Here is a 25454-nt window from a genome sequence, read left to right on the forward strand (position 1 = left end):
CATGCAAGAAAAGACAGCATTACCTGCTTCTCGTTGGTTAAGACTGATTCCGGTTATTTTTATTACGTATAGCCTCGCTTATCTGGATCGTGCGAATTATAGCTTTGGCGCGGCATCAGGTATGGCACATGATCTAAATATTTCAGCAGCGATGTCATCGTTACTGGGAGCGCTTTTCTTTCTAGGTTATTTCTTTTTCCAAATTCCAGGTGCTCATTATGCAGAGAAAAAAAGTGCGAAAAAACTGATTTTCTGGTCATTAATTCTATGGGGTGGACTTGCATCCGCTACAGGGATGATCACCAATGTCAATCTGTTGATCGTTATCCGATTCGCACTTGGAGTTGTTGAGAGCGCGGTCATGCCAGCAATGCTTGTTTTTAATGCGCACTGGTTTACGAACAAAGAACGTTCACGTGCAAATACTTTTCTGATTTTAGGTAATCCTGCAACTGTTTTGTGGATGTCGATTATTTCCGGTTATCTAGTGACCGCAGTCGGTTGGCGTTGGATGTTTATTATAGAAGGGATGCCAGCTATTATCTGGGCATTTGTATGGTGGAAAGTAGTGCAAGATAAGCCTTCAGAAGCCAAATGGTTAACCGATGCAGAAAAACAAGCATTAGAAGATGAATTAGAACGTGAACAAGCAGGAATGAAGCAAGTAAAAAATTACCGCGAAGCTTTTCGTTCGCCTACGGTTATTAAGTTAAGTCTGCAATACTTTTTCTGGAGTATTGGAGTGTACGGATTTGTGATGTGGTTGCCATCTATTATTGCCAAAGCACCGAATATGGATATGGTATCAACAGGCTGGTTAGCCGCTGTTCCGTATGTACTGGCTGTTATTTTGATGCTAGTGACTTCATTCTTTTCTGATAAAATGCAAAGTCGCAAAAACTTTGTCTGGCCGTTCTTATTGATTGGTGCGCTTGCTTTTTACGGTTCCTATCTCATTGGACCAAATCATTTCTGGATTTCATTTGTACTACTTGTGATTGCTGGTGGAGCGATGTATGCGCCGTATGGCCCGTTTTTTGCGATTGTACCGGAAGTCTTGCCACGTAATGTAGCCGGTGGAGCTATGGCATTGATTAACAGTATGGGAGCATTAGGTTCATTTGCCGGTTCTTATATTGTAGGGTATCTAAATGATCTGACAGGTGGGTTCGATGCGTCGTATATGTTTATGGCGGGATCACTGCTTCTGTCGGCGATCTTAACAATGATGGTACGCAAGCCACAGACGCAGAAACCTCAAGCTTCTCCAGAATGGAAACGCAAAGTCAGTGCGACGTAATCCAAAGAGTAGTGAACAGATAAAATAACACAACAATACAACAGCGTAATTCTTGTATATCTAATGATGTAAAAAAATATAGTCTATATTTGGTAAAGGAGTGAAGGAGTATGAGTGAACAACAACCAGTACGTGTGCAATTAGCGCTAGATCGAATGACTATCCCGGAAGCGATAACGATGGCCAAACAAGTAGAGCAACATGTTGATTGGATCGAAGTGGGTACATCCCTAATCAAAGAATTTGGCATCGAAAGTGTACGTCAGATGAAGCAAGCTTTTCCACATAAAATCATTGTTGCCGATATCAAAACTTTTGATAATGCGAAATACGAATTCGAGCTGTGTTTTGAAGCAGGAGCAGATGTCGCTACTGTTATGGGAGCGGCGCCAGATGCTACATTAGAATTATGTATGCAGACAGCACGTCGCTATCAGGGGCAGACAATGATTGATCTGCTCAGCGTATCGCCTGATCGAATTCAAGATCTTGAGCGCTATACAGATGCTGTATTATGCCATCATGTTAGCAAAGACGAGCAAGAGCATAACGGACAAAAGGCTGGGCAATTAAATAGACATGAAGCTCATGCTACTTCTCATTCTAATGATGCAACACCTCAGATTGCGGTAGCAGGCGGAATTACGTTAACGACATTACCGACAATTTTACAGCAATCTCCGTCTGTGATTATTGTGGGTTCTGCGATTACTCAAGCTGCTCAACCCCAACAAGCGGCGCAACAGATTCGAGAACAGATTAATCAATTTGCTATCCCAAACGTTAACCCTTTAGCTTCTTTATAACTATATAACAGGGAGTGATATTCAATGAACCAAGTTCAATCGACAGCAACCGCAGAGCAGATTATTGCTGAGATTAGTCAGGTGATCACGCAGGTTCCACAAGAAACGATTCAACAGCTAGCTACCCAATTAGTAAATAGTCAGCGTATTTTTGTAACCGGTGAAGGACGATCTGGATTTATGGCTAAATCATTTGCAATGCGGTTGATGCATCTAGGGGCTGATTCCCATGTGATTGGAGAAACGGTCACACCTGCACTTGCTGCGGGTGATCTACTAATCGCTGTATCTGGATCAGGCACCACCAAAGCGGCTGTATGGACCGCAGACAAAGCCAAAGAGTTAGGATGCCATATTGTGGCGGTGACTACCGACGAATCATCGCCACTAGGTACTCTAGCAGATACAATCTTGCATATTCCAGCAGCAACCAAGTACAGACGAGAAGGTGAAGCGCCAAGTATTCAGCCGTTAGGTTCTTTATTTGATCAATGTACACATGTATTACTGGACGCAGTCTGCTTGAATTACGGACAGCTCAAGCAAGTTCAACATGGTGATGTATTTGCCAAACACAGCAATGTCGAATAAGTAATTACATTTACTACTGATAGAATAGATAGGAATATGATAAATATCAAAAACCCTGCACACCATTTTTGGATACAGAACACTTTGTAGTGAAAAGTGCTTATCCATCAGGCGAGCAGGGTTTTTAGTGTGTTATTTGTTATGAGAAAATAGCTAGTAAGATAAAGCTACAATAATAAAATGCTACTTATTAATCAACTTATCCCCAAACATACGAGACAATCATTACTATATAGACAGGTAAACTGAACAACAACATACTCCATGAGTTCACCATATTGCGATCTCTGGAACTAGGATCGATTGCTTGATTCGCACGCATTCGATCTCCACTGACCATTGTACCTGAAAGAGCTAGTGTAGCAATAATTAAAATGATGGTGACGACTCTAAGAATATCATTAAAGTCGTAGGGTAATAGAAAATGAATCAAATACAGTAACCCTAGAAAAAGAACGCCTGATCCTAACAGCAAACCTGATTTTTTCATATCGATCTACACCTTTCTACTATGTATTGGTAACGATGATCAATCTACAATCTACGATGATAAAACAAAAGACTGTCGAATAATCTATTCGCAGTCTTTTGTTTATTATATCAATTAAACGTTTGACATTATACCTAACAACTAAGATCAATCAGATTTCTACAATCGAACATCTTAATGCTCATGCTACCATGTTGCTTTATAACTTAAAGTACTTTTTCTAAAAAGCTAATCGTACGTTCGTGCTGAGGGTTACCAAATACTTCTTCAGGCGTACCATCTTCGACAACATAACCGCCATCCATAAAGATTACACGATCTGCCACTTCGCGAGCAAAGCCCATTTCGTGAGTTACGATCATCATGGTCATTCCTTCTTTAGCAAGGGAATTCATAACACCCAATACTTCACCAACCATTTCAGGGTCAAGTGCAGAAGTCGGTTCATCGAATAACATCACATCTGGATTCATAGCCAGTGCACGCGCTATTGCGACACGTTGCTTTTGCCCACCCGATAATTGGTTAGGTAGAGCATCTGCTTTATCTGCAAGACCGACACGATCTAACAGTTGAAGCGCAATTTTACGAGCTTCTGCGGGAGAAGACTTTTTGAGTTCAGTTGGAGCTAACATAATATTTTTGATTACACTCATATGCGGGAAAAGGTTAAAATGCTGGAATACCATTCCGATATTTTCGCGTACTTTGTTGATGTCGGTTTGTTTGTCATTGATATTGTGATCATCGACAATAACGGTACCTGCTGTAATATCTTCCAGACGATTAATACAACGAAGGAAGGTACTTTTACCAGAACCGGATGGACCAATAACACATACCACTTCGCCTTCTTTAACTTCCAGATCGATACCTTTCAGTACATGATTGGAACCAAAGCTTTTTTTCAGACCGGTAACTTTAATTTTATCCATTGCTGACCTTCCTTTCGATGTGGTTAGAGATTTTAGTAAGAATGGTAATCACGATCAGGTACATAATAGCTACGACCAACCAGATATCGAACGATTGGAAAGTACGAGCAATAACGATTTTACCGGATTGCGTCAATTCTACAAGACCAATAACAGACATAATCGATGTATCTTTCAACGTAATAACCAACTGATTAATGAAAGAAGGAATCATTAATTTAACAGCTTGTGGAATAATAATTTTGATCATGGCTGTACGATAAGGTAGCCCTAGTGAACGAGCAGCTTCCATTTGTCCACGATCAATCGATTGAATACCACCACGAATAATTTCAGTTACATATGCCCCTGCATTCAGACTCAACGCGAGCACTGAAGCGACAAACAATGGCATCGTAAATCCAAATGCTCCTGGTAGACCGAAGTAGATAAAGAATGCTAATACAAGTAGTGGAATACCACGGAATATATCAACAAATACAGTTGCGATAATACGTAAGATGCGGTTATGACTTACTTTCATAAATCCAAAAATTAGACCTAAAATAAATGCGAAGAATAGAGAAACGATTGTATATACGACTGTATTCAATAATCCTTTAAGCAAGTAAGGGAAGGACTGTTGAATCAACTCGAATCTACTTAGCTTTACAGCAGGTACACCATTTCCGGATTCACCTAAATATTTTTTTAGAATCTGATCATATTCGCCATTGCTACGAATATTCGCCAAACCTGCATTGAATTTTTGTAGTAATTCTTCATTTTTGCCTTTATTTACAGCAAATCCATACGAACCTTTAGCTTCTTGTTCAGTTGGAGCTAATTGCAGTCCGTTGCCTTGTTGAATACCATAAGCGAGTACAGGATAATCGTCAAAACCAGCAACTGAATTTCCTGTTTTGATATCATCGTAGACCTGTGCAGAATCTTCAAAAGGAACTAGGCTGAAACCATATTTATCTTTGATCGATTCAGCAAATGTATATCCTTGTGTTCCAATTTTGACAGCAACATTTTTGCCACGTAAATCTTCATAAGATTTAATATCTGTGTTGCCTTTTTTGACTGCCATAGCTACGCCAGCTTCAAAATAGGACTTTGAAAAATCAAATGTTTGTTTACGTTCATCAGTGATGCTCATTCCAGCAATCATACCATCGACCTGATCCGTCTGTAGTGCTTGAAGAGCCGCATTAAACCCTAGCGGTTTGACTTCATAGCTAAAGTTCTGATCTTTAGCGATTGCTGCTAATATATCCATATCGATTCCTACAAATTTCTGGTCAGCATCTTGAAATTCAAAAGGAGCAAATGTAACATCGGTACCGATTTGATAAGTTTTGCCTTCCTGTGCTTGTGCAGTTGCAGTCGTGGCAAAGCTTCCTGTAGATACTCCAAAGAAAAGAAGGAGAGCCATTACTAACCACATTACCCTAGATTTCTTCATAAAATCCTCCATTTCATTGACTTCTTCATGTACATCAGCAATTGTTGTAGTGCGTATACCTGGATCGAGCTAGAACAAATCTACTTACGATCAGTATTGCTTACAATAGATATCTCAAATTGATATCTTACATCACATGTCTTCCCATTCTACAAAAAAAACAAGCTATTGACTATAGTTCATTCTACTTTTCAGCTAAATAGGTATCACGTAAACGGTATCATTAAAATATTCATGTTAGGTATTACACAAATTATGAATAATACTATACTAAAAAACCAAATATAGTTAATTTACAGCAGTGTTGTTTTAGTATCTGTTGTATAGATAGAATGAATTTCAATTTGTATCCCTTTACACCTTCACTACATATGATAAAATGCAATGAACATATAAGAAGGGGACGGGATATATGAAATCAGTTATTTTAGATGTAGATACAGGGATTGATGATTCATTAGCGCTAGCCTATGCGGCTCATTCACCTGAATTGGATATTTTGGGAGTGACGACGGTATTCGGCAATATTACAGTAGAAGAAGCAACACGTAATACACTGGTAGTGCTCGACAAATTAGAGCGAGAAGAAATTCCAGTCTATGCTGGAGAAAGCAAGCCGATGAGTCGAGAATATACGAAGCCATTTGCCCGTCATATTCATGGAGAAGATGGTATTGGTAATCAGTATCGGGAACCGTCTGAGCGTCAAGCAGAGACGATGAGTGCATCTGACTTTATCGTTCAGCAAATTATGGCTTCTCCTGGAAAAGTGACTGTGGTTGCTGTAGGCCCTCTAACCAATATCGCCAAAGCTATTCAGACCAATCCAGAGATCGTACATACTATTGAACGATTAGTAATCATGGGAGGAGCGGTAACGGTACCTGGGAATGTCACTCCATATGCTGAAGCCAATATTTATTCCGACCCTGATGCCGCGGCGCTTGTGTTAACCTCTGGCATGCCGATTACATTGGTTGGACTGGATGTCACGATGAAAACATTGTTAACCGGTGTTCATCTGGATGAGTGGAGACGGGAAAACAGTTTGTTATCTGTTTTTTTAGCAGATATGACTGAATTTTATATGGGTGCATACAATGAGATTGTAACAGGTGGTAAAGGTTGTGCTCTACATGATCCATTAGCTGTCGGCGTAGCGATTGATCCAACGATCGTGCGCACAACCTCATATGCAGTACATGTAGAATGTACAGAACAAGATACACTAGGAAATACAACAGGCAAACACGATACTTTATTACCACATATTGATGTTGCTTTAGATGTAGATTCTTCACGCTTTTTAAATCATTTTTTAAGTCGAATTGTGTAATCATTTTTGCATAGAAATAATTCAAGCCTGTGTAGCGTATATAAGGAGGTCGTTTATCCTTGTTGAGTTATACAGGCTTTTTTTATGAGATCTAGCCAAAATTTATGAATACAATAGAGATGATTTCAACATATTTGGGTTGGATGATAGTTTATACTTTTATCTACAAAAAGATATCTGTGAGCCATTATTGTTATCCGATCATAATGCTAATAGATGTCTGAACAGAGTCACTTATTGACAAATTTTTTATGAAATTGAAATTTATTTGTACGAATAAACGACTAAAGTAGACATTCTCTTTCATTTTTTATTGTTACTGTAAGGTAAATACGGTATCATTAGAGTATATAGCTAAAGCTATTGATAAACGCTTACACGAATCGTTTCGACACGAATGAGCATTGTACTAGATGCTGACCTATATACGTTTGACAATATACAATAGTAAGGCCAGGTGTAACTCCATGAGCAGCAAGAATCCAAAGCGACAAGACACTACATCCGCAGCACAACGCAAGCTGGAGACGCTGCGAATTTTGGAAGCGGAAGGAACTGTACGGGTATCCGGACTCAGTCGCCGTTTTCAAGTAACTGAAGAGACAATAAGACGTGATCTGGAACGTCTGGAACATGAAGGCGCTGTAGTTCGTACGCATGGCGGAGCCGTATTTAACCGTAATCGGGAACAATATGAATCTCCTGCTGTTCAGCGTGAGACACAGAACCTAGAAGAGAAAAAAGCAATTGTCGAATATGCCTTATCTTTGATTGAACCCGGTGATGTGATTGCGCTGGATGCAAGTACAACTTGCCTGCATTTGGTCAAACAATTGCCTAATCGATCATTAACTGTACTGACATATTCACTAGCGATTGCTAACGAATTGGTACAAAAAACCGAGATCAATGTGATTGTGATTGGAGGCTACCTGGATCGAGATTCAATGGCGAATACAGGTATTCATGCAGAGAAAATGGTCGAAAGTTATCATGTCGATAAATTTCTATTTTCCTGTCATGGCTTTGATCTAACACGCGGGTTAACCGAACCTTCTGAAGCACATGTACAATTAAAGAAAAAGATTATTGAGATTTCAGACGAATTGATTCTGTTAACAGACAGTACGAAGTTTCGCCGCAAATCATTAGTACGTCTGATGGGTATGGAAGATTTGAATCGTTTTGTAACCGATGATCAGTTGCCTCAAGAAGCGATTCAAGATTTACAAGATATGGGTGTCGATGTCATCGTTGTTGAGTAATAGGGCGATGGTTGCTACCTGCATTTAAGCCTTTTCCTTTAGGGAAAAGGTTTTTTTGTATATAGAAAGAAATGTAAGATTTTTGTTGGTTTTAGATTAATTTTCAACAAATTCTTCGGTTAAGCTTGAAAATAGGGTACGTTAGGAGTACTTTAGATAAATGAGAAAACGTTGAGAACCGTATAGAGATGGTTGAGATCAATGAGGCGTTTGGAGTGAGGAGAGAATCAATGACAGCAACTGGTGAATATAATCCGCAAATCGTAGGCATGGAAGATATCGTCCGTGCTCATCATGTATTACGCGAAGTAATTGTGCGTACCCCGTTACAGCGAGACAATACATTATCTGAAAAATACGAATGCAATATCTTTTTAAAGCGTGAAGATATGCAAGTCGTTCGTTCATTCAAAATTCGCGGGTCGTATAACCGTATTCGTAGTCTTTCTCAAGCAGAATTGGACAAAGGCATTGTATGTGCTAGTGCAGGTAACCATGCGCAGGGTGTAGCCTTTTCATGTTATGCGCTTAATATTCATGGCAAAATCTATATGCCAAGCACAACACCGAACCAAAAAGTAAAAATGGTGAAAAAGTTCGGTGGTCAAAATGTAGAAGTAATTCTAGTCGGTGATACATTTGACGATGCTTATGAAGAAGCGATGAAAACATGTGAAGAACAAGGTATGGCATTTATTCATCCATTTGATGATCCGAAGATTATTGCCGGTAACGGTACGATCGGGATGGAGATTATGGAAAGTCTAGATGTACCGGCTGATTATATTTTTCTAACGATTGGCGGCGGGGGTCTGGCTGCTGGTGTTGGGCAATATATGCATACGATGAGTCCTACTACTCAATTGATCGGTGTCGAACCAGCAGGTGCGGCGTCTATGAGTGAAGCAATTGCTCGTAATGAAGTCGTCACACTTGGTGAAATTGATAAATTTATTGATGGTGCGGCAGTGAAGCGTGTCGGTCAGCTCACATTCGATATTTGTCGTGAGGTGTTAAACGATGTCGTGAAAGTGCCCGAAGGTAAAGTGTGTTCGGCGATTCTGGATCTATATAATGAAAATGCGATTGTAGCGGAGCCAGCAGGAGCTTTGCCTATTGCGGCGCTTGATATGTACCGCGAGCAGATCAAAGGAAAAACGGTTGTCTGTATTATCAGTGGTGGTAATAACGATATTGATCGTATGCAAGAGATCAAAGAACGCTCACTGATCTATGAAGGATTGAAGCATTACTTTATGATTAATTTCCCACAACGTGCAGGTGCTCTACGTGAATTTTTGGAAAAAGTATTAGGGCCAAATGATGATATCGCCCGCTTTGAATATACCAAAAAACATAATAAAGAAAATGGGCCAGCGTTAGTCGGTATCGAACTTAGTACACCGGAAGATTACGGTGCACTGGTCGAACGAATGGAAGCTCATGGGATTAAATATACAGAGCTTAATCGGGATCTGAATTTGTTCAATTTGCTTATCTAATGAGTATTCTTAGAGTTATAGTTGGGTTTTGAGCGGAATTACTATATAATTAATAAGTCGTGCCAGTTTATTATTTATAGGAGGCTTTACCCCAATGTTAGTAATTCATGCTGAAATATTGATTCAACCAGAACACGTAGAAACTTTTCTACAACTTGCTGATCCTTTTGTGAGTGCTTCACAAGCAGAAGCAGGCAATATTCGTTATACACTGATGGTGGATTTACATCAATCCAACCTATTTACCATGGTTGAAGAATGGGAAAGCCAAGAAGCGCTTACCGCCCACGAACAAAGTGCTCATTTTCTGAAGCATATCAATGATACAAAAGATATGGCGGCTGCACCTTTGAACGTTAAAGTATATGAAGTGATGCAGTTGCCTGTAGTTTAATAAGTAAATAAGTCTGTACTATACAAAGGCTATTTCTTTCGGGAAGTAGCCTTTTGTATATCTATATGTGTTATTAGCCGTAGCTAAATTTCGTAGGTTTACAATATAATTTGGGTTTTGACATCATATAGGTTATAATTAGTAAGTGAGATTTTTAGAACATTAAAAAAATCATATTACATTATATACTTATAGGAGGTTTACTTATATGTTTGTTATTCATGCTAATATCACGATTAAACCTGACAGAGTAGAAGAATTTTTAGTAGAAGCAGAAGGTTTGGTTAGTGCTTCTCAAGCAGAAGCAGGTAATATCCGTTACACACTAATGCGTGATCTTCACCAACCGAACTTGTTCACAATGGTTGAAGAATGGAAAGATGAGCAAGCGGTACAAGAACACAACGCAAGCGCTCATTTCCAAAAATTCGTTAAAGATATGCAAGAATTTGCAGGGGCACCTTTGGATGCAAAACTGTTCAACGCAACAGAAGTACCAAGAGGTTAATTACCTGTATCTCGATGCTAAAATAGATATGTTGCGTGGCAACAATCGTTTTCGTATTGCATTATTTGGTATGGATAACTAAATAGTTACGTAAGCAAACGTTCTTTCCATTGGAAAGGACGTTTTTTTTATTATTTAGTATACATAATTCCTAAAAGCCATCCGATAAATGCTATAAGGTAAATGTCGAAATTGCTCGAAAGAGTAGAAAAGGCATTAGTTGAGTAGAATGTAACGTCGTGTTTTACTGTCTAAAATTATATTTTTCGCTATTTAATTTTACGTAATCTTAATTGAGAAAATGTGCGTACTATAAATAGTATCTTGCATCAAAGGCTTTCATTTTATCTATCAAAGGAGAATCAGTGAATGAAAAAATATATCGCTATCGTAGCTTCTTCGTTGCTTACATTATCTCTAGTTCATACCGGCTTAGTGTACGGGGAAGAATCAGTTCCTTCTGCAACAGGGCCAGATCAAGAAGTGGTAATTGTCTACAAAAATGCAGCAGGTAAAGAAGCAGCTATCGATCAAAGTGTAGAAGTACAGCATGAATTTAAAACATTGCCTGCGGTTTCTGCTACTGTCAGTGCAGGTGAATTACAAGACCTTGTGCAAGATCCTAATATTGCTTATATCGAACGTAATGTTCCTTTTCAAGTCACCGATTCATCTGATTTTCAAGTGTTAGGTTCGACAGTCAATGCCACCGAACAATCACAATGGAATTATCAAGCAGTACAGCCTAACCAAATGTGGGATAAAGGATATAACGGATCAGGCATCAAAGTTGCTGTGATTGATTCTGGTGTAGCCCCTCATAGTGAGCTCACTATTGCTGGCGGTGTATCGACTGTAGATTATACAACATCTTATGCAGACGATAATGGACATGGTACTCATGTCAGCGGGATTATTGCAGCTCATAGCGGCGATGGCGCTGTAACAGGAACAGCTCCTGGAGTGCAATTATACGGTGTCAAAGCATTGGGCGCAGATGGTAAAGGAAATTTGCAAGATGTATTAGAAGGTATAGATTGGGCGATCCAAAATCATATGGATATTATCAATATGTCTTTGGGAACCGAATATGATTCACAAGCATTGCACGATATGGTCGACAAAGCATATAAAAATGGAATTTTGGTTGTATGTTCTGCGGGAAATAGTGGAGCAGGCACAGATACAGTCAATTACCCTGCACAATACAGTAGTGTAATCGCTGTTGCAGCAGTAGACAAAAATTTAAATCGTGGTGATTTTTCATCTACAGGGCCCAAAGTAGAAGTCTCTGCACCTGGGGTTGATATTGTGTCTACGTATCTTAATGGCAAATATGCTGTAGCTAGCGGTACATCTCAAGCAGCTCCTCATATTGCAGGTATACTAGCAATTTTAAAACAAGAACATCCTTCCGAATCCATAGCGAATCTACGTACTGATTTGGAAAATTATACGGTCGATCTAGGAGCAACAGGAAGAGATAATTCATATGGATATGGATTTGTTACGTTCGCTCCTAAAGTAGACAAAACAGCTCCAGCAGAAGTGAGTGGCTTAACTGTAAGTAACACAACGACTCACTCCTTAACATTGAACTGGCAAAACCCGGCAGACAAAGATTTTGCAAAAGTAAATATCTACAATGGTGCAGGCAAATTCGTGACTTCTGTTACTCAAAATGTATATCAAGCAGAAGATTTATCTCCATCGACAACGTACTCATTTACATTAAAAACAGTAGATACAACAGGTAATGAATCAACAGGCAAATTTATCTCCGGTCAGACACTATCTACACCTAGCGATTCTACACCGATCGTTGAAAGTAAGCCTGTCGTTCCAGCACCAACACCTGTCGTGAATCCAACACCAGCCGTAACTGTACCCGTCGTGACCACGCCAGCACCTACTAATCTGGTAGCGGCTGTTCCATCAGGTGGTGGGGGCGGAGGAGGCGGCGGTGGTGGAGGTGGCGGTATTCCACGCCAACCATCTACACCGAGTACAAGTGTTACTGCCCCTGTGGCAGCTCCAACACCAACACCGACTCAACAAGCAACACAACAACTAAATACAGCCAAAACATCAGGTAAAGCCTCAGACTGGTTAAAAGCTAAATTGGATGGCAAAAACGTAACAGATGCTAATTTCCAGAAGCAATTAGCACAAATCAAACAGTCTATGGGTATTAAAGACTTGCCAAGCAAAGCGCAATTATCTCCTTCGATTCCGGTAAGTATCAGCTTGCAAGTTGCACTCAAAAATAAACAATATAAATATATCGATCCTTCTTCGATTACAGCCGATCATGTCACCGTGCTTAATAGTAACGGAGAAGTAGTCACCAATGTGAATCTATCTGTCAAATGGAATCGTATCTTTATCACACCAACAGCTAGTGGATTTGCCAAAAATGAAACGTATAATATCATTATTGAAAAAGGCATCCAAGCGAAGCCATCAGCGAATAGTGATCAACAAGTCACATCGACGACTCCGCTAATCTTGCAATTTACAACACGTTAAAATAACACAGATCAGAAAGGTGCACACCGATGAAAATAAAATCAGTATTTCAGATTGGACTTACGCTTTGTCTGGTAGTGTCTTTGTTCGGCACTATGTTTGCTACTAAAGCACAAGCGGCAGATGGACTTCCTTTTTCAGATATTTCCAATAATTACTGGGCAAAAGATACGATTCAATGGGGTTATGAAGCTGGCTTAGTCAACGGATACAAAGACGGTCAATTCAAACCGAACAAAACAGTCAGTGAAGCCGAATTTTTGGCGATGTTGATTCGTACGTTTGAACCCGAAGTGACCAGTAGCAAAACAGGCAATTGGGCGAATCCTTATTATGTTCGTGCCAAAGCTTTAAATTATCCGGTGAGTAGCTATACCAATGCATCAACTCGTAATCAAATTCTAACCCGTACTCAAGTGGCTGAATTAATCTCTTCTGCGGAAGGTGTCAATTACAGCGGTAATAATGCGATTCAATATATGTTAGCTTTGGGTCTGGCTAACGGTAGTGATGCTTCTCAAGTATCGATCGCTTCATTCAAAGGAAGCAAAGCATTAACTCGTGCCGAAGCATTGCAGTTTATCAAAAACTTTGCAGATTATGGAGTAGGCGGTTTGCTTGATCGTCCAACTGAACCTTCAAATCCAGCTGACCTGCCTGCATTGCCGACAGCCAATTAAGTTTTTCTATTATTTATAAGCAAAAAAGCGACTTCAACGGATAGGATGTATATCTATCCAGAAGTCGCTTTTTTGCTTGTTTTTATTGGATAATCATTCTTAGATTAAGGTGCAACAGGGGATGTACCGTCAGGATCATGATCCATATTCAGCAATTCTCCGATATTGGTATTGGATACGACGGTTAATCGCTTCAATGTTAACGGATCATCGCCTGGTCGAACAAATCCTTGATGGACAGTGAATGCCATTCGGTAACCTGACTCTTTAAGTGCATAGACCATTTGCATCCGGAAATCTCCAAAAGGATACGCAAAATATGGTGTATTGATGCCTGCTTCAGAACGCATAATTTTATCATCCGCGATAAAGCTAGCTTCATTCATACCTGCGGCATAATCATCGCCACAGTGAAGTAATGTTTTGTAATGCAGGTTGTACGTATGGCTGTTGTACTCAAATACATCTTTCGAAGCTTCCATTTCTTCTTTGGACACATAGCTTGTTTTGTGTGGATCGAACACTGTTGTTTTGGCTTGAATACGTGAACCAATTACAAATAGGGTGGCATGAAAACCATACTTTTTCAGAATAGGATACGCATAAATAATATTATTTTGATATCCATCATCGAATGAGATTACCACTGTTTTTTCGGGTAACGATATTTCTTCATCTACATATTTTTCTAACTGCTGTAGTGTTGCTGTATGATAACCGTTATCGTGCAAGTATTTCATATCTGCTTCAAAAGCTTCCAAATTCACAATAGAATTGTTTGTCGGTTCAGTATTATCTTTTTGCGGAGTAATATAATGGTACATCAGTACAGGGATTTTATCGGCTGTACCTGTAGGAACAACATAATCTGCGGCTAGTGCGACATTGCGTTCATTTAATACATTATGATGCTCATAGTAAAATAATTCGTTTTGAGCGGCTACCCAGGAGCTACATATTTTGTGTGCAAGAACAGACGATTTGGGGAAATTAACCCCTAGAACATAGACAACGAGCAACACTGCCATTAGGGCAAGTGAGTATTTCTTCCAATGCTTTTTCATGCGTATCTAAGTACTCCTTTATACTGGTGGTCAAATCTTATTATCGGACAAATACTACTTTTTTTAAATGGACGCAACAAGTAATTAACGAAAATAAATTCGCTAATCCCAGCTATCCATTTAAGCAGAAACATGACATCTGCACTTTATTGTAAACGAAATGAATATATAAAAAGTTACATCACCTTCTTGAAATAGTAACAATATTTTTGCTTATGGTTGGTAAAAAAAGGGTGGTAAGGAAATTGAAATAAAAGTTTGAGTAAGCAAAAAGAAGGTAAACCTTGATACAGGTCTACCTTCTTTTTTATTCTCGATAGTCATTTGATTTGAGACATCACTAGCTTGATATTTTTGACCTGTATAAAAAAGAGTTAGCGAATAAAAGCTTGAGGACGCTGTTCTAGTGCATCGGCTAACCATCTAGGATGCATACGAAGTAAATTGGTAGGTAACTGGTCGGTAGGGAAAAATTGATAATCAAGTGATTCTTTAGGGTCAACGATAAGCTCGCCACCGATAATCACCGCTTCAAAACAATTGGTAATAAAATGAACATTTTTTCCATTAGGGTATTCAAAAATCTGGCTATCTGGATCCGAATAAACTCCGATTAAGCGTGTCACTTCTACGTCTAGTCCTGTTTCTTCTTTGATCTCTCGTACAACTGCTTGTGTGACGGTTTCCCCTTTTTCAACATGTCCTGAAGGGATGCCCCATTGTCCGACATCAAGCCGCTGTTGTAAAAAAACATGACCCTCGGCATTAAAAATAATGACAGCAATCCCTGCATACAGTTCATCAATAACGACAGACAAAGTAGTTCCTCCTAAATGAAATATCATCATTAAATATTGAGTCTATTATACACTTTCCTCATAGTAGAAAACATTTCTGTATAAATACCCTTTATTTACTAAAATAACATTAAATGATATTATTTAGTATATATTGGAATTAAATTCATCATTGGAGGATAGAATATGAATAAAAAATTATTTTTAGCAGCTCCTTTTAAAAATCTGATGAATATGGAAACTTCTACTTTAGAAAAAGGTACACAGGATTTTTTGATCAGATTAATTGAGTTTTTTGAACATCGAGGTTATGAGGTACATAATGCGCATAAAAGAGAACAGTGGGGGCAGAAGTTTATGCCTCCAGAACAATGTACCAAAATTGATTTTGATGAGATTGAGAAATGTGATTTATTTGTAGCTTTGCCCGGTATCCCAGCATCACCAGGAACACATATAGAAATAGGTTGGGCGTCTGCTATGCAAAAAAATATGATTTTGCTATTGGATCATGATCTTGAACAATATGCTTATCTGGTTAGAGGTTTACACACGGTATGTCCGGTTGATTATGTAACGTATCATACGGAAGAAGATTGTATTCAGCAGTTGGAACAGCTATTGCAAGAAAGGCTTATTGCTTATGATCTTTAATCATTTTCATGATGCATATTTGTATACTCTTGCTAAAGTGTATCATAAGCCCCAATTCTACAATCAGCCGCGTGGTAACCGAAGCCGAGAAATTCTGAATTATACGTATGGAATTGAATCGCCAGTTGAACGTATTTGTTATGTACCTGAGCGGAAAACCAATATTATTTTTAATTTTGCAGAAGCGTTATGGTATTTATCAGGGAGTAATGATTTGGACTTTATCCGTTATTATGCCAGCAATATGAGTAAATATTCAGCAGATGGTCGGACACTGACAGGCACAGCCTATGGGCCAAAGCTATTTACTTATGGCGACAAGCGCTTAAATCAATGGGAGCGTATTAAAGAAGTGCTTCGTGAAGATCCTGATTCCAAACGTGCATTTCTATCTATTTTTGACCCGAATGAAGTACTTCAACTAGAAAATATTGATGTGTCTTGTACACTTGGATTGCAGTTTTTTATCCGTGAAAATCAATTGCATATGAGCAGTTATATGCGTGCAAATGATGCTTATCGTGGCATGTTGAGTGATGTGTTTTCGTTTACTTTTCTACAAGAACTTATGGCTACTGAGCTTGGACTAGAAGTGGGCGCCTATTATCATAATGTAGCTTCTGTACACATTTACGAAACAGATTATGCTCAGACCAAGACAGTACTTTCCAAAGCTAAACAGATTGGAGCTGTACCAGCGTATCCTTTTCCGCATATGCCGCAAAAAGATAATAGGTCAGATTTGCAAGTTGTTTTTGAATACGAACAGCAACTTAGAACAGGTATAGTCACTCTGGAGCCAGCAGATATTCGTTGTTTGGATATAGACGATTACTGGAAGCAAGTGATTTTGTTATTAGCTGTGTATCAATCGATTCAACAAAAGCAAGCAGTAGATCATACGCTTTACCAAGAATTGATTCCACTTTATCAGATACTTGTTCAGCAGAAGTGGGAATCTTACTTTTCGATCACAATGGAGGAATCGTAATGCATACTTCTTGGAAAGAAAATAATGTATCCAGTCAATTCAACGCGTATAACGATATGTTAGAAGATATATTAGGATTCCGCTATTTATTCGCTGTTCTGGATTCAGATCCTACCATTCGTACAGTACTTGATTATGGATGCGGACCTGGAAAAGTAGCGGAGCGCATCGCAAAGCAACATGAACGTTATCAAGTTATTGCTGTAGATGAATCAGAAAATATGCTAAAAATAGCAACCGCTCAACGGTCACATCCACAGATCAATTATCAGTTGATTCACAATAATCAGTTGGATTTTTTAGAATCGGATTCGATAGATTGTGCTGTGAACTGTTTTGTGATTATCAATAATTCTAGTATAGATCATATTCATCATATGCTTACAGAAATCTACCGGGTATTGAAGCCGGGCAAGCCGTTATTGGTATTGGATTCGAATCCAGATGCAACAGGGTATGAGTTCACTACATTTCGCAATGGAGAAAAAGGAAAGAAATATACAGACGGAGACCGCAAACAACAGTTTCTCAAGATTCCTGAAAGTTCAGATTTAATCTTAAATGATTTTTATTGGTCCAAGCGTTTTTATCAAGAGATGTTAGAAAAAGCAGGGTTTGATTCGATTCAGATCATGGAACCCTGTATTGATGATATTTCGGTAAGCAAATTGCGCGAGTACGAAGAGCAATATGATCATCCGAAATGGGGTGATGAACAGTATCATGCTCCTTTTGTGATCTATAAAGCTATCAAATCGGTGTAAGCATGGGATAGACAAATTGCTACGAAGAGGTGGGATAATGATAATGAGGAATAGTACAGTTCGCCAAAAAGGGTTTTTGGTATTTATTTCGTTTTTGCTGATATTTGGTATTATGCCGAATGCGAGTTACAGTTATGCAGCAGCTACCGATCAACCGACGGTCATTAATGTGGCTTTATATGATTATGTTCCTGATCCCGAGCGTTTTCAGCAAGCAGTCGTAAAAAATTGGGCAGAAGTTGAACCTAATGTACGCTTAAATTTTGTTAAATGGGATGGATATGAAGCCGATCCAGATGCGAATGTAGATGTGTTTGTGTTTGACGCGATTTTTTTATCTCATTTTGTAGACAAAGGATATTTGAAAGCGATACCACAAAATCAAATTCAAGATCGCCAAGATATTATTGATTTTGCAATGGAAGGATGCACAATAAATGGAGCAGCCTACTGTATTCCACAAATTGTGTGTACTAATTTATTATTTTATCGAGAAGATGATACAGCTCTTGCCTCTGTCCGTAGCGTACCGGACTTATATCGCATTTTAGGTGAACGACAATCAACAGGCGTTATTCCTGACAATAACGAAGGATTGCTGATCGACATGTCTGGTGGTACTACCAAAGCAGCCATGTATCTGGATGCGTTGTTAGATACCCGTCAACAATATACGGATTATACTGTTTTGCCTGATCCTAATACGTTAAATTCAAAAGCATTTAAAAGTCTAAAACAATTACAAAAAATGGGCGGTAAAGATCAGATTGAGTACTGGCCTGACAACAACGATGCTTATATCCGAGCAGATTGGTTCCGTAGTGGTATAGGTCGTGCATTTATTGGATATACCGAAGCGATGTCCAGTATGGGTGATTATGCAGATGAGGTGAATTTTAAAACCATCTCAATGTCAAGTAAAACAGATATTCCTGTTTTTTATGGAGATATGGTTGGTGTGAATTCGGCAATTACAGATCCTGCCAAGCAAGATATTGCGATCAAATTGGCAAATGTGATTACAGCGAGTCAAACGATGGTAGATGCTATTTCTCCAAATGAAGCTAAAGTGTATCCTCAATATTTGTTACCTGCAAGACATAGTGTATACCAAAAAATGCAGCAACAATTCCCGATTTATAGCCAATTGATCCCGATTGCTACTCATCCTGATAACAAAATATTCAAAATGGGACCGGATGCAAGAAATTGGATTGAACAAGCCAAAGTAACGATTACAGATCGATTAGCAACTGTAGCTGTTCAGTAACCAAAGCTACTTCTATTCTAGTAAGATTAGGAGACTGATGATGAAAAAACTACTAACGATTGCAGGTTCTGATTGTAGTGGAGGTGCTGGAATACAGGCGGATCTCAAAACATTTTCCGCGTATGGTGTATTCGGTATGAGTGTGATTGTATCTGTAGTGGCTGAGAATACAGCGCGTGTGATAAGTATTCAGAATATCACCCCAGAAGTAATCAGTGATCAGATCGATGCAATCTATGAAGATATTGGAACAGATGCTGTCAAGATTGGCATGCTATCCGATCATGAATGTATGGAAGCTGTTGCGTATAAGCTGAAGCAGTATCGTCCGAAGCATATTGTGATCGATCCTGTGATGTATGCCAAAAATGGAAGCCCACTCATGAAACAAGATGCTGTAGGTACATTGATTCGAGATATTTTACCATTTGCGGATGTACTGACACCTAATATTCCAGAAGCAGAGCGGATCACAGGGATAACGATTGAATCTATACATGATATGGAAGAAGCCGCTAAGCGAATAGCCGATCAAGGCGTCCGTCATGTTCTTGTTAAAGGTGGACATTCGCTTGGCGATGAAGCTACAGATATACTGTATGATGGTCAGCAGATGTATTACTTTACAGAAAAACGAATAGACACTTTGAATACGCATGGTACAGGATGTACGTATTCTTCTGCTATTGCAGCAGGGCTTGCCTTAACTGATAATTTGCACGAAGCGGTGAAGCAGGCCAAAGCTTATGTGACGACAGCGATTCGTCATTCACTTCATATAGGTTCAGGCCCGGGACCCACACATCATTTTTATGATTTGTATCAACATGGACTACAGCAGAGTGATCCCACCAAGCAGATTTGATAAGTAAGGTTAGACAGCGAAATATCTGACCCATGAAGTACAATGAAAGTAATAAACAGATTAGAGGGATATCCTTTAATCTGTTTATTTTTTGCTACCATAGCTGTATCCTAATAAAAAGTAATATAAAGAGAATAAGGAGATAATAAAGTATGCGACGCAAAACAAAAGGATCTAAGCGAAAAAGAGAGAAAAAAATAGAATCTTTTTTGCACAGTGTATTAGATATTTTCTTCTGGTGGAGATAGGATGACTTGTAGCAAAAAGTATAAAATAACAAACATGATAAGTAATCATTTTTATGTATATCGTTTGACATCTTTGATTTAAGGGTAAAGTAATAAAGGACGAAGATGCCAAAGTAATCTTGTTTATTTTTTATAGTCAAAATTTTTTTGCTGAAAATTTGATTGTGCACAAAAAAGTTGTATAATACTAAATATGTATTATGTATAAAAGTTCATAATCTAAAACAGAAATCATTAACTGATGTTTTCTAAATATAAATAGAGGAGTCGATTAATATGACTAAAAAAGTATTGTTAGTAGCGACAAGTGCTACAGAAATGAACGGACACCCTACAGGACTATGGTTAGAAGAATTGGCTGCACCTTATCATGTATTTCAAGATGCAGGTGTAGAACCTACTATCGTATCGGTTAAAGGCGGTAAAGTAACCATCGATAAAAACTCTATTCCAGACGGGATTCCTGCGGAATTGCAATCGGTAGCTGATATGCTTGAAGACACCAAAGCTCTTGCAGACGTCAATGTAAGCGACTTTGATGGCGTATTATTTGCTGGTGGACATGGCCCTATGGTCGATTTTGCAAGCAACCCAGTAATCGCTCAATTGATTCATGATACAGAAGCTCATGACGGCGTAGTTGGTGCTGTATGTCATGGTGTTGGTGCTCTTGTCGATGTGAAAAAAGCAGACGGTACCTACTATGTACAAGGCAAAAACATTACAGGTTTCACTGATGAAGAAGAAGATATGGTGAAATTGACGAAATATGTTCCTTTCTTACTTGAAAGCAAATTGCGTGAGCAAGGTGCAGCATTTGTAGCGGCTTCTGCTTTTGCAGATCATGTAATCGTTGACGGTAAATTAGTAACAGGACAAAACCCTGCTTCTAGTGAAAGCACAGCGAAAGCGATGCTTGAATTGCTATAATTTCTAATCGCTATAAGTTCTACTAAGTAGATACTAGATAGTGAATATACAAAAGCGAAAATTCTCTGGATATTATCTGAGGATTTTCGCTTTTTTTATTTTAATACATCAAACTATATGTTGCGGATATTTATAGGGATTAGATTTTATCGGTTAGAAAGATATTCTATAAAAAATATACTATCCATACAAAATTTGAATAACTACGTAAGTAAATATGTACACAGGTTTAATCGAAAAACGATTGTGACAATGATGCAAATAAGATAGACTGACTTTAACTGTAATCAAGATATGATTCATATTTTGTAAATAGAAGCTTGTACAGGTCAGGAGGAGCTACCATGAAAGAACAGGAAGAACGTCGCCGTGTAGGCATTATGGATATAGGATCGAACTCGATTCGACTGGTTATTTATGAAACAGGCAATGGTGGTGGATATCAGGTTCTTAAAGAATGTCGGGAATCTGCTAGACTCAGTGCTATTGTTACTCCTCAAGGAGATATGCCACTGGAAGCAGTCAGTGTCATCGTGCCTGTTTTAAAGCAGTTTGCTGATGTCAGTGCTGCTTATGAAGTAGAAGAGATTCGAGCTGTCGCTACAGCGGCTATACGCAACGCTAGCAATGGCAAAGAAGTAATTGAATATTTGAATCGTGAAACTGGAATTACCATCGAGTTATTACCCGGTGAAATGGAAGGGCATTATGGCTTTATCGGGGTAGTGAACCGAATCGATATCGAAGATGGATATATTATTGATATTGGTGGCGGAAGTACAGAAGTCACTTTGTTCCGCGATCGGGCTCGCGTCTCTACAGTGTCTTTCCCTTTCGGAGCTGTCAATATGAATGTACGGTTTGGGAACGAGACGACAGGACGCTGGGACGAATCGTCTGTTAATGAACTGCAACAACTGGTACTGGATGCCGCAGAAAAGCATGATTGGATCAGTCAATATCCTGATCTTCCTATGGTCGGTCTGGGAGGAACGATTCGTGCTGTAGGTAAAATGCATCAACGCAAATTAAAATATTCGCTGGAACAGATTCACCATTATACATTAGAAGCAGAAGATACGGATTATTACTATCAACAGCTTCCTGCGATGAGTAATGATCAACGTAAGCGTATTGCCGGTCTATCCAAAACACGCAGTGATATTATTGTACCGGGCGTTATTATTTTAAATACATTATTCCGTTATATGCATTGTTCGCATTATGTGATTAGTGGAACAGGGTTACGGGATGGATTGTTTTTTGAATGGGAACGCGGTAAAGATAATGTGATTGTCGAAGATGTATTAGAGTATGAGATTGGTGCAGCGCTACATGGAGAGCCTTTGCCACGTCAACGCCATTTACGCTGGGTACAACAGTTATCTTCTGAACTATATGAAGCGCTTGGAGAAGGTCAGGAAGACGTTTCTAATCGCAAAATATTACGTACCGCTTCGTTATTATATCGGGTAGGTATGAAAATTGGTTATCATGACTTTGAAGAACATACCCGCTATTTGCTGACAACCCGTGCAGTAGCCGGACTTAATCACCGGGAAACAGTTCTAGTTGCTTTTATCGCTATTTTTGGTAGCAAAGGCAAAATCAAAAAAAGACGCATCTCGACAGAGTATGCCGATATTCTTCATCCCAAAGACGAAGAGCGTATTCGCCGCTTAGGCGCTGTATTGCAATTAGCTGCTGCGATGGATGTAAGTGAGACACAACCTGTGGATCGCTTGGTCGCTGTACGCAAAGGAAGAGACTTCGAGCTGACAGTTCACTGTCATACCGAAGCCTCTATGGAAACACATGAAATTACAGAAGCCGTTAGAGATTTGGAGAAGGAGTGGGACGTGAGAGTGAGACTGGTGGTACATATGGTTTCCAAGAGTTAATTTCCCACGCTTTGAATTGACTGCGTAACGGAGGTTTTCCGTTATCAAATCGCTCATAACTGCCACTAGGTAGTAGCAATCTGGCTTTGATATTATCCGCAAGGATAAGATCCAGAATGCGCTGCATAGTGGCTTTTGTGCTTTTATCGAATAATGGACACATCAGTTCAACACGACGAGTGAGATTACGAGTCATCCAATCTGCACTGGATAACCAGATCTCAAGATCGCCTCCATTTTCAAAAGAGTAAATACGAGAGTGTTCTAGATAGCGATCGACGATACTGCGAACTGTAATTCGCTCACTCAGACCAACTACACCCGGACGTAGACAGCACACTCCACGTATAATGAGATCAATATTCACTCCTGCTTGAGAAGCGATATATAGTTCATCAATAATCTGCTGGTTAGATAATGAGTTCATTTTGGCAATGATGCGTGCAGGTCTGCCGTTACGTGCATGTTCGGCTTCACGCTGGATCAATTCGATAAATTTGTTCATCATCGTATCCGGTGCGACAGCGACAGCTTGCCATTCATGACTTTCTGTATATCCTGTAATATGGTTGAACACTTCAGAAGCATCTTCACCAATATGAGGATTCATCGTTAACAGACCGATATCTGTATATGATTTTGCTGTAGAAGCATTGTAATTACCTGTACCGATATGGATATAACGTTTGAGCCCATCTGCTTCACGGCGTACCACTAGAATTAATTTGGCATGTGTTTTGAGTCCAACCAGACCATAGACTACATGACAACCTGCTTTTTCCAGCGTACGTGCCCAGGCGATATTACGTTCTTCATCAAATCTTGCTTTCAGTTCTACCACTACTGTAACCTGTTTGCCAGATTCAGCAGCTTTGGCAAGTGCCTGAATAATCGAAGAGCGACCACTGACCCGATACAATGTCATTTTGATCGCCATCACATCATCATCTTCAGCAGCTTGTTCTATAAAATCACTAATCACATCAAATGATTCGTATGGATGATACAGCAATACATCACGTTCTTTTAAGACGCTGAAAAAGTCGGTGTCGCTACCTTCTGGAAATTCTGGTGCATAACGCGGAATTTCTGGCGGATAACGTAACGATTCATGATTTTGCACCGAATCTGAAAATGGCAACAAAAATCCAAGATCAAGCGGGCCATCGATTTCGTATACTGCTTCAGATACGTCGAATTCTTCTTGTAACATTCGAAGAGCAAATGGATGAAAATCTTTCTCCACTTCAAGACGTACAGGAGCACCACGACGACGTTTACGTAATTTATTCTCGATTTCTTCTAACAAGTCTTCTGCTTCTTCTTCATTGATATCCAGATCTGTATTACGTGTCAGACGGAAAGCATTCACGCCTACAGGCTGATATCCGCCGAATAATGTATGAATATGATGACAAATTAATTCGTCGATCATAATGTATTGTTGTTTTTTACTATTTTGACGGTGAGGTAGTGCTACCAATCTAGGAAGATTGGATGGAATCTGAACAATTGCAAAATAAAAGGCATCATGCTCATCTTCAGTAATCGGTTCTCTACCTCCATGTTCAAGCACGACAGACAAATACACATTCAGTCCATGAACAAGCGGGAATGGGCGACTCTGATCGACAGCCATCGGTGTAAGTACAGGGAAAATTACATCTTCATAATACGTATCTGCCGCTTTGCGCTGAGTGGCACTAAGATCGGTATAACGATTGACCGTAATGCCCTGCTTGCCAAGTAGACGCATAAGTTCGCGGTATGTACGATATTGAGTATGAACCATTTTTTCTACTTTTTTGGTCAGACGCTTGAATAGACCAGACGGAGTATAGCCGGTAAAATCTTTTTTGAGATAGCCTTCTTTGATTTGATTGCGAATCCCAGCAACACGTACACTCATAAATTCGTCTAAATTACGGGATACAATCCCCAAAAATTTGATACGTTCTAACAGTGGAGCTTCTGAATCTTGCGCTTCTTCCAGTACTCGACTATTGAATTCGATCCAGCTTAGATCACGGTTAATATAGCTTGAATGAGTAGGATGGTTTACATGTTTGTTTTCCATAATGCCTCCGCTTAATCATTGTTATCCAATCATATTCTCTAATCTAGTGTAACGTGCAGTATGCGGAATACCAAATGTGGGGTATGCAAATACTTTTGTCATAAGGT

General features: G+C 39.2%; 23 protein-coding genes. 17 read left to right on the top strand and 6 right to left on the bottom strand.

Features of this window, described 5'->3' with window-relative positions; translation table 11 throughout:
• Nucleotide 1 precedes the first annotated feature (1 nt).
• The 3 genes from QE450_RS00260 to hxlB all read left to right on the top strand — a co-directional run bounded on the left by QE450_RS00260 (nucleotide 2) and on the right by hxlB (nucleotide 2697).
• Nucleotides 2–1300 (top strand): MFS transporter, encoded by a 1299-nt coding sequence (locus tag QE450_RS00260; RefSeq protein WP_273614874.1) that lies wholly within the window; start codon nucleotides 2–4, stop codon nucleotides 1298–1300.
• Nucleotides 1301–1410: 110 nt separating this feature from the next.
• Nucleotides 1411–2106: a 3-hexulose-6-phosphate synthase gene (gene hxlA, locus QE450_RS00265; protein ID WP_307295704.1), complete on the top strand. Its 696-nt coding sequence runs from the start codon at nucleotides 1411–1413 to the stop codon at nucleotides 2104–2106.
• Between the two features lie 24 nt (nucleotides 2107–2130).
• Nucleotides 2131–2697, top strand: coding sequence for a 6-phospho-3-hexuloisomerase (gene hxlB, locus QE450_RS00270; protein ID WP_273614876.1), 567 nt, complete (start codon nucleotides 2131–2133; stop codon nucleotides 2695–2697).
• A 199-nt stretch (nucleotides 2698–2896) separates the two neighbouring features.
• Here the strand turns inward: hxlB and QE450_RS00275 are convergent, their stop codons facing one another.
• The 3 genes from QE450_RS00275 to QE450_RS00285 form a co-directional block, all read right to left on the bottom strand.
• Nucleotides 2897–3187, bottom strand: coding sequence for a DUF5316 family protein (locus tag QE450_RS00275; protein WP_307295708.1), 291 nt, complete (start codon nucleotides 3185–3187; stop codon nucleotides 2897–2899).
• Nucleotides 3188–3393: 206 nt separating this feature from the next.
• Nucleotides 3394–4122 carry an amino acid ABC transporter ATP-binding protein gene (locus tag QE450_RS00280; protein ID WP_204825619.1) on the bottom strand — a complete coding sequence of 243 codons (729 nt, stop codon included), beginning with the start codon at nucleotides 4120–4122 and terminating at the stop codon, nucleotides 3394–3396.
• Complete coding sequence (locus QE450_RS00285) at nucleotides 4115–5572, bottom strand: amino acid ABC transporter substrate-binding protein/permease (protein WP_274170967.1); 1458 nt, start codon at nucleotides 5570–5572, stop codon at nucleotides 4115–4117. The genes QE450_RS00280 and QE450_RS00285 overlap by 8 nt, the downstream gene beginning before the upstream one ends.
• 412 nt (nucleotides 5573–5984) lie before the next feature.
• On the opposite strand from QE450_RS00285, the gene QE450_RS00290 reads away from it, so the two are divergent.
• The 7 genes from QE450_RS00290 (at nucleotide 5985) to QE450_RS00320 (ending at nucleotide 13786) form a co-directional block, all read left to right on the top strand.
• Nucleotides 5985–6908, top strand: coding sequence for a nucleoside hydrolase (locus tag QE450_RS00290; protein WP_307295713.1), 924 nt, complete (start codon nucleotides 5985–5987; stop codon nucleotides 6906–6908).
• A 467-nt stretch (nucleotides 6909–7375) separates the two neighbouring features.
• Nucleotides 7376–8173, top strand: coding sequence for a DeoR/GlpR family DNA-binding transcription regulator (locus QE450_RS00295; RefSeq protein ID WP_204825615.1), 798 nt, complete (start codon nucleotides 7376–7378; stop codon nucleotides 8171–8173).
• Nucleotides 8174–8403: 230 nt separating this feature from the next.
• Nucleotides 8404–9675: a threonine ammonia-lyase IlvA gene (ilvA, locus tag QE450_RS00300; RefSeq protein ID WP_274170966.1), complete on the top strand. Its 1272-nt coding sequence runs from the start codon at nucleotides 8404–8406 to the stop codon at nucleotides 9673–9675.
• Nucleotides 9676–9769: 94 nt separating this feature from the next.
• Nucleotides 9770–10069: a putative quinol monooxygenase gene (locus QE450_RS00305; protein WP_273614882.1), complete on the top strand. Its 300-nt coding sequence runs from the start codon at nucleotides 9770–9772 to the stop codon at nucleotides 10067–10069.
• A 208-nt stretch (nucleotides 10070–10277) separates the two neighbouring features.
• Nucleotides 10278–10577 (top strand): putative quinol monooxygenase, encoded by a 300-nt coding sequence (locus tag QE450_RS00310; protein ID WP_273614883.1) that lies wholly within the window; start codon nucleotides 10278–10280, stop codon nucleotides 10575–10577.
• A 369-nt stretch (nucleotides 10578–10946) separates the two neighbouring features.
• Nucleotides 10947–13106 carry a S8 family serine peptidase gene (locus QE450_RS00315; RefSeq protein ID WP_307295724.1) on the top strand — a complete coding sequence of 720 codons (2160 nt, stop codon included), beginning with the start codon at nucleotides 10947–10949 and terminating at the stop codon, nucleotides 13104–13106.
• A 29-nt stretch (nucleotides 13107–13135) separates the two neighbouring features.
• Nucleotides 13136–13786: an S-layer homology domain-containing protein gene (locus QE450_RS00320; protein WP_301261925.1), complete on the top strand. Its 651-nt coding sequence runs from the start codon at nucleotides 13136–13138 to the stop codon at nucleotides 13784–13786.
• Between the two features lie 104 nt (nucleotides 13787–13890).
• Here the strand turns inward: QE450_RS00320 and QE450_RS00325 are convergent, their stop codons facing one another.
• Complete coding sequence (locus QE450_RS00325; RefSeq protein WP_274170962.1) at nucleotides 13891–14850, bottom strand: polysaccharide deacetylase family protein; 960 nt, start codon at nucleotides 14848–14850, stop codon at nucleotides 13891–13893.
• Nucleotides 14851–15224: 374 nt separating this feature from the next.
• Nucleotides 15225–15668, bottom strand: coding sequence for an NUDIX domain-containing protein (locus QE450_RS00330; protein ID WP_307295729.1), 444 nt, complete (start codon nucleotides 15666–15668; stop codon nucleotides 15225–15227).
• 165 nt (nucleotides 15669–15833) lie between these two features.
• On the opposite strand from QE450_RS00330, the gene QE450_RS00335 reads away from it, so the two are divergent.
• From QE450_RS00335 to QE450_RS00365, 7 genes are all read left to right on the top strand, one after another.
• Nucleotides 15834–16301, top strand: coding sequence for a nucleoside 2-deoxyribosyltransferase (locus QE450_RS00335; protein ID WP_273614888.1), 468 nt, complete (start codon nucleotides 15834–15836; stop codon nucleotides 16299–16301).
• Nucleotides 16291–17292: a thymidylate synthase gene (locus QE450_RS00340; RefSeq protein WP_307295733.1), complete on the top strand. Its 1002-nt coding sequence runs from the start codon at nucleotides 16291–16293 to the stop codon at nucleotides 17290–17292. Before QE450_RS00335 ends, QE450_RS00340 begins: the two co-directional genes overlap by 11 nt.
• Entirely contained in the window at nucleotides 17292–18056 is a 765-nt protein-coding gene (locus QE450_RS00345) for a class I SAM-dependent methyltransferase (protein WP_307295735.1), read from the top strand. The genes QE450_RS00340 and QE450_RS00345 overlap by 1 nt, the downstream gene beginning before the upstream one ends.
• 43 nt (nucleotides 18057–18099) lie before the next feature.
• Nucleotides 18100–19326 carry a thiamine pyridinylase gene (gene bcmE / locus QE450_RS00350; protein WP_307295738.1) on the top strand — a complete coding sequence of 409 codons (1227 nt, stop codon included), beginning with the start codon at nucleotides 18100–18102 and terminating at the stop codon, nucleotides 19324–19326.
• 40 nt (nucleotides 19327–19366) lie between these two features.
• Nucleotides 19367–20191 (top strand): bifunctional hydroxymethylpyrimidine kinase/phosphomethylpyrimidine kinase, encoded by an 825-nt coding sequence (thiD, locus tag QE450_RS00355; RefSeq protein WP_307295740.1) that lies wholly within the window; start codon nucleotides 19367–19369, stop codon nucleotides 20189–20191.
• A gap of 524 nt (nucleotides 20192–20715) precedes the next feature.
• A complete protein-coding gene (locus QE450_RS00360) occupies nucleotides 20716–21369 on the top strand; it encodes a type 1 glutamine amidotransferase domain-containing protein (RefSeq protein ID WP_301261918.1) in 654 nt (217 codons plus the stop codon).
• 344 nt (nucleotides 21370–21713) lie between these two features.
• Entirely contained in the window at nucleotides 21714–23270 is a 1557-nt protein-coding gene (locus QE450_RS00365) for a Ppx/GppA family phosphatase (protein WP_273614895.1), read from the top strand.
• On the opposite strand, the gene ppk1 is transcribed toward QE450_RS00365, so the two are convergent.
• On the bottom strand, nucleotides 23203–25347 hold the full coding sequence (gene ppk1, locus QE450_RS00370; RefSeq protein ID WP_273614896.1) for a polyphosphate kinase 1: 2145 nt from the start codon (nucleotides 25345–25347) through the stop codon (nucleotides 23203–23205). The two genes, QE450_RS00365 and ppk1, sit on opposite strands and share 68 nt — an antisense overlap.
• Nucleotides 25348–25454 lie beyond the last annotated feature (107 nt).

The sequence above is a fragment of the Paenibacillus sp. SORGH_AS_0306 genome (genome assembly GCF_030819345.1).
GTDB classification, from domain to species: Bacteria; Bacillota; Bacilli; order Paenibacillales; family Paenibacillaceae; genus Saccharibacillus; species Saccharibacillus kyungheensis.

Excerpts from the sequence above, each read along its gene's own strand:
- QE450_RS00335 (WP_273614888.1), top strand. The coding sequence starts at position 15,834 with ATGAATAAAAAATTATTTTTAGCAGCTCCTTTTAAAAATCTGATGAAT.
- ilvA (WP_274170966.1), top strand. The coding sequence starts at position 8,404 with ATGACAGCAACTGGTGAATATAATCCGCAAATCGTAGGCATGGAAGAT.
- thiD (WP_307295740.1), top strand. The coding sequence starts at position 19,367 with ATGAAAAAACTACTAACGATTGCAGGTTCTGATTGTAGTGGAGGTGCT.
- QE450_RS00295 (WP_204825615.1), top strand. The coding sequence starts at position 7,376 with ATGAGCAGCAAGAATCCAAAGCGACAAGACACTACATCCGCAGCACAA.
- QE450_RS00315 (WP_307295724.1), top strand. The coding sequence starts at position 10,947 with ATGAAAAAATATATCGCTATCGTAGCTTCTTCGTTGCTTACATTATCT.
- ppk1 (WP_273614896.1), bottom strand. The coding sequence starts at position 25,347 with ATGGAAAACAAACATGTAAACCATCCTACTCATTCAAGCTATATTAAC.
- QE450_RS00285 (WP_274170967.1), bottom strand. The coding sequence starts at position 5,572 with ATGAAGAAATCTAGGGTAATGTGGTTAGTAATGGCTCTCCTTCTTTTC.
- QE450_RS00305 (WP_273614882.1), top strand. The coding sequence starts at position 9,770 with ATGTTAGTAATTCATGCTGAAATATTGATTCAACCAGAACACGTAGAA.
- QE450_RS00340 (WP_307295733.1), top strand. The coding sequence starts at position 16,291 with ATGATCTTTAATCATTTTCATGATGCATATTTGTATACTCTTGCTAAA.
- QE450_RS00290 (WP_307295713.1), top strand. The coding sequence starts at position 5,985 with ATGAAATCAGTTATTTTAGATGTAGATACAGGGATTGATGATTCATTA.
- QE450_RS00325 (WP_274170962.1), bottom strand. The coding sequence starts at position 14,850 with ATGAAAAAGCATTGGAAGAAATACTCACTTGCCCTAATGGCAGTGTTG.
- QE450_RS00310 (WP_273614883.1), top strand. The coding sequence starts at position 10,278 with ATGTTTGTTATTCATGCTAATATCACGATTAAACCTGACAGAGTAGAA.
- QE450_RS00320 (WP_301261925.1), top strand. The coding sequence starts at position 13,136 with ATGAAAATAAAATCAGTATTTCAGATTGGACTTACGCTTTGTCTGGTA.
- QE450_RS00280 (WP_204825619.1), bottom strand. The coding sequence starts at position 4,122 with ATGGATAAAATTAAAGTTACCGGTCTGAAAAAAAGCTTTGGTTCCAAT.
- bcmE (WP_307295738.1), top strand. The coding sequence starts at position 18,100 with ATGAGGAATAGTACAGTTCGCCAAAAAGGGTTTTTGGTATTTATTTCG.
- hxlA (WP_307295704.1), top strand. The coding sequence starts at position 1,411 with ATGAGTGAACAACAACCAGTACGTGTGCAATTAGCGCTAGATCGAATG.
- QE450_RS00260 (WP_273614874.1), top strand. The coding sequence starts at position 2 with ATGCAAGAAAAGACAGCATTACCTGCTTCTCGTTGGTTAAGACTGATT.
- QE450_RS00365 (WP_273614895.1), top strand. The coding sequence starts at position 21,714 with ATGAAAGAACAGGAAGAACGTCGCCGTGTAGGCATTATGGATATAGGA.
- hxlB (WP_273614876.1), top strand. The coding sequence starts at position 2,131 with ATGAACCAAGTTCAATCGACAGCAACCGCAGAGCAGATTATTGCTGAG.
- QE450_RS00360 (WP_301261918.1), top strand. The coding sequence starts at position 20,716 with ATGACTAAAAAAGTATTGTTAGTAGCGACAAGTGCTACAGAAATGAAC.
- QE450_RS00275 (WP_307295708.1), bottom strand. The coding sequence starts at position 3,187 with ATGAAAAAATCAGGTTTGCTGTTAGGATCAGGCGTTCTTTTTCTAGGG.
- QE450_RS00345 (WP_307295735.1), top strand. The coding sequence starts at position 17,292 with ATGCATACTTCTTGGAAAGAAAATAATGTATCCAGTCAATTCAACGCG.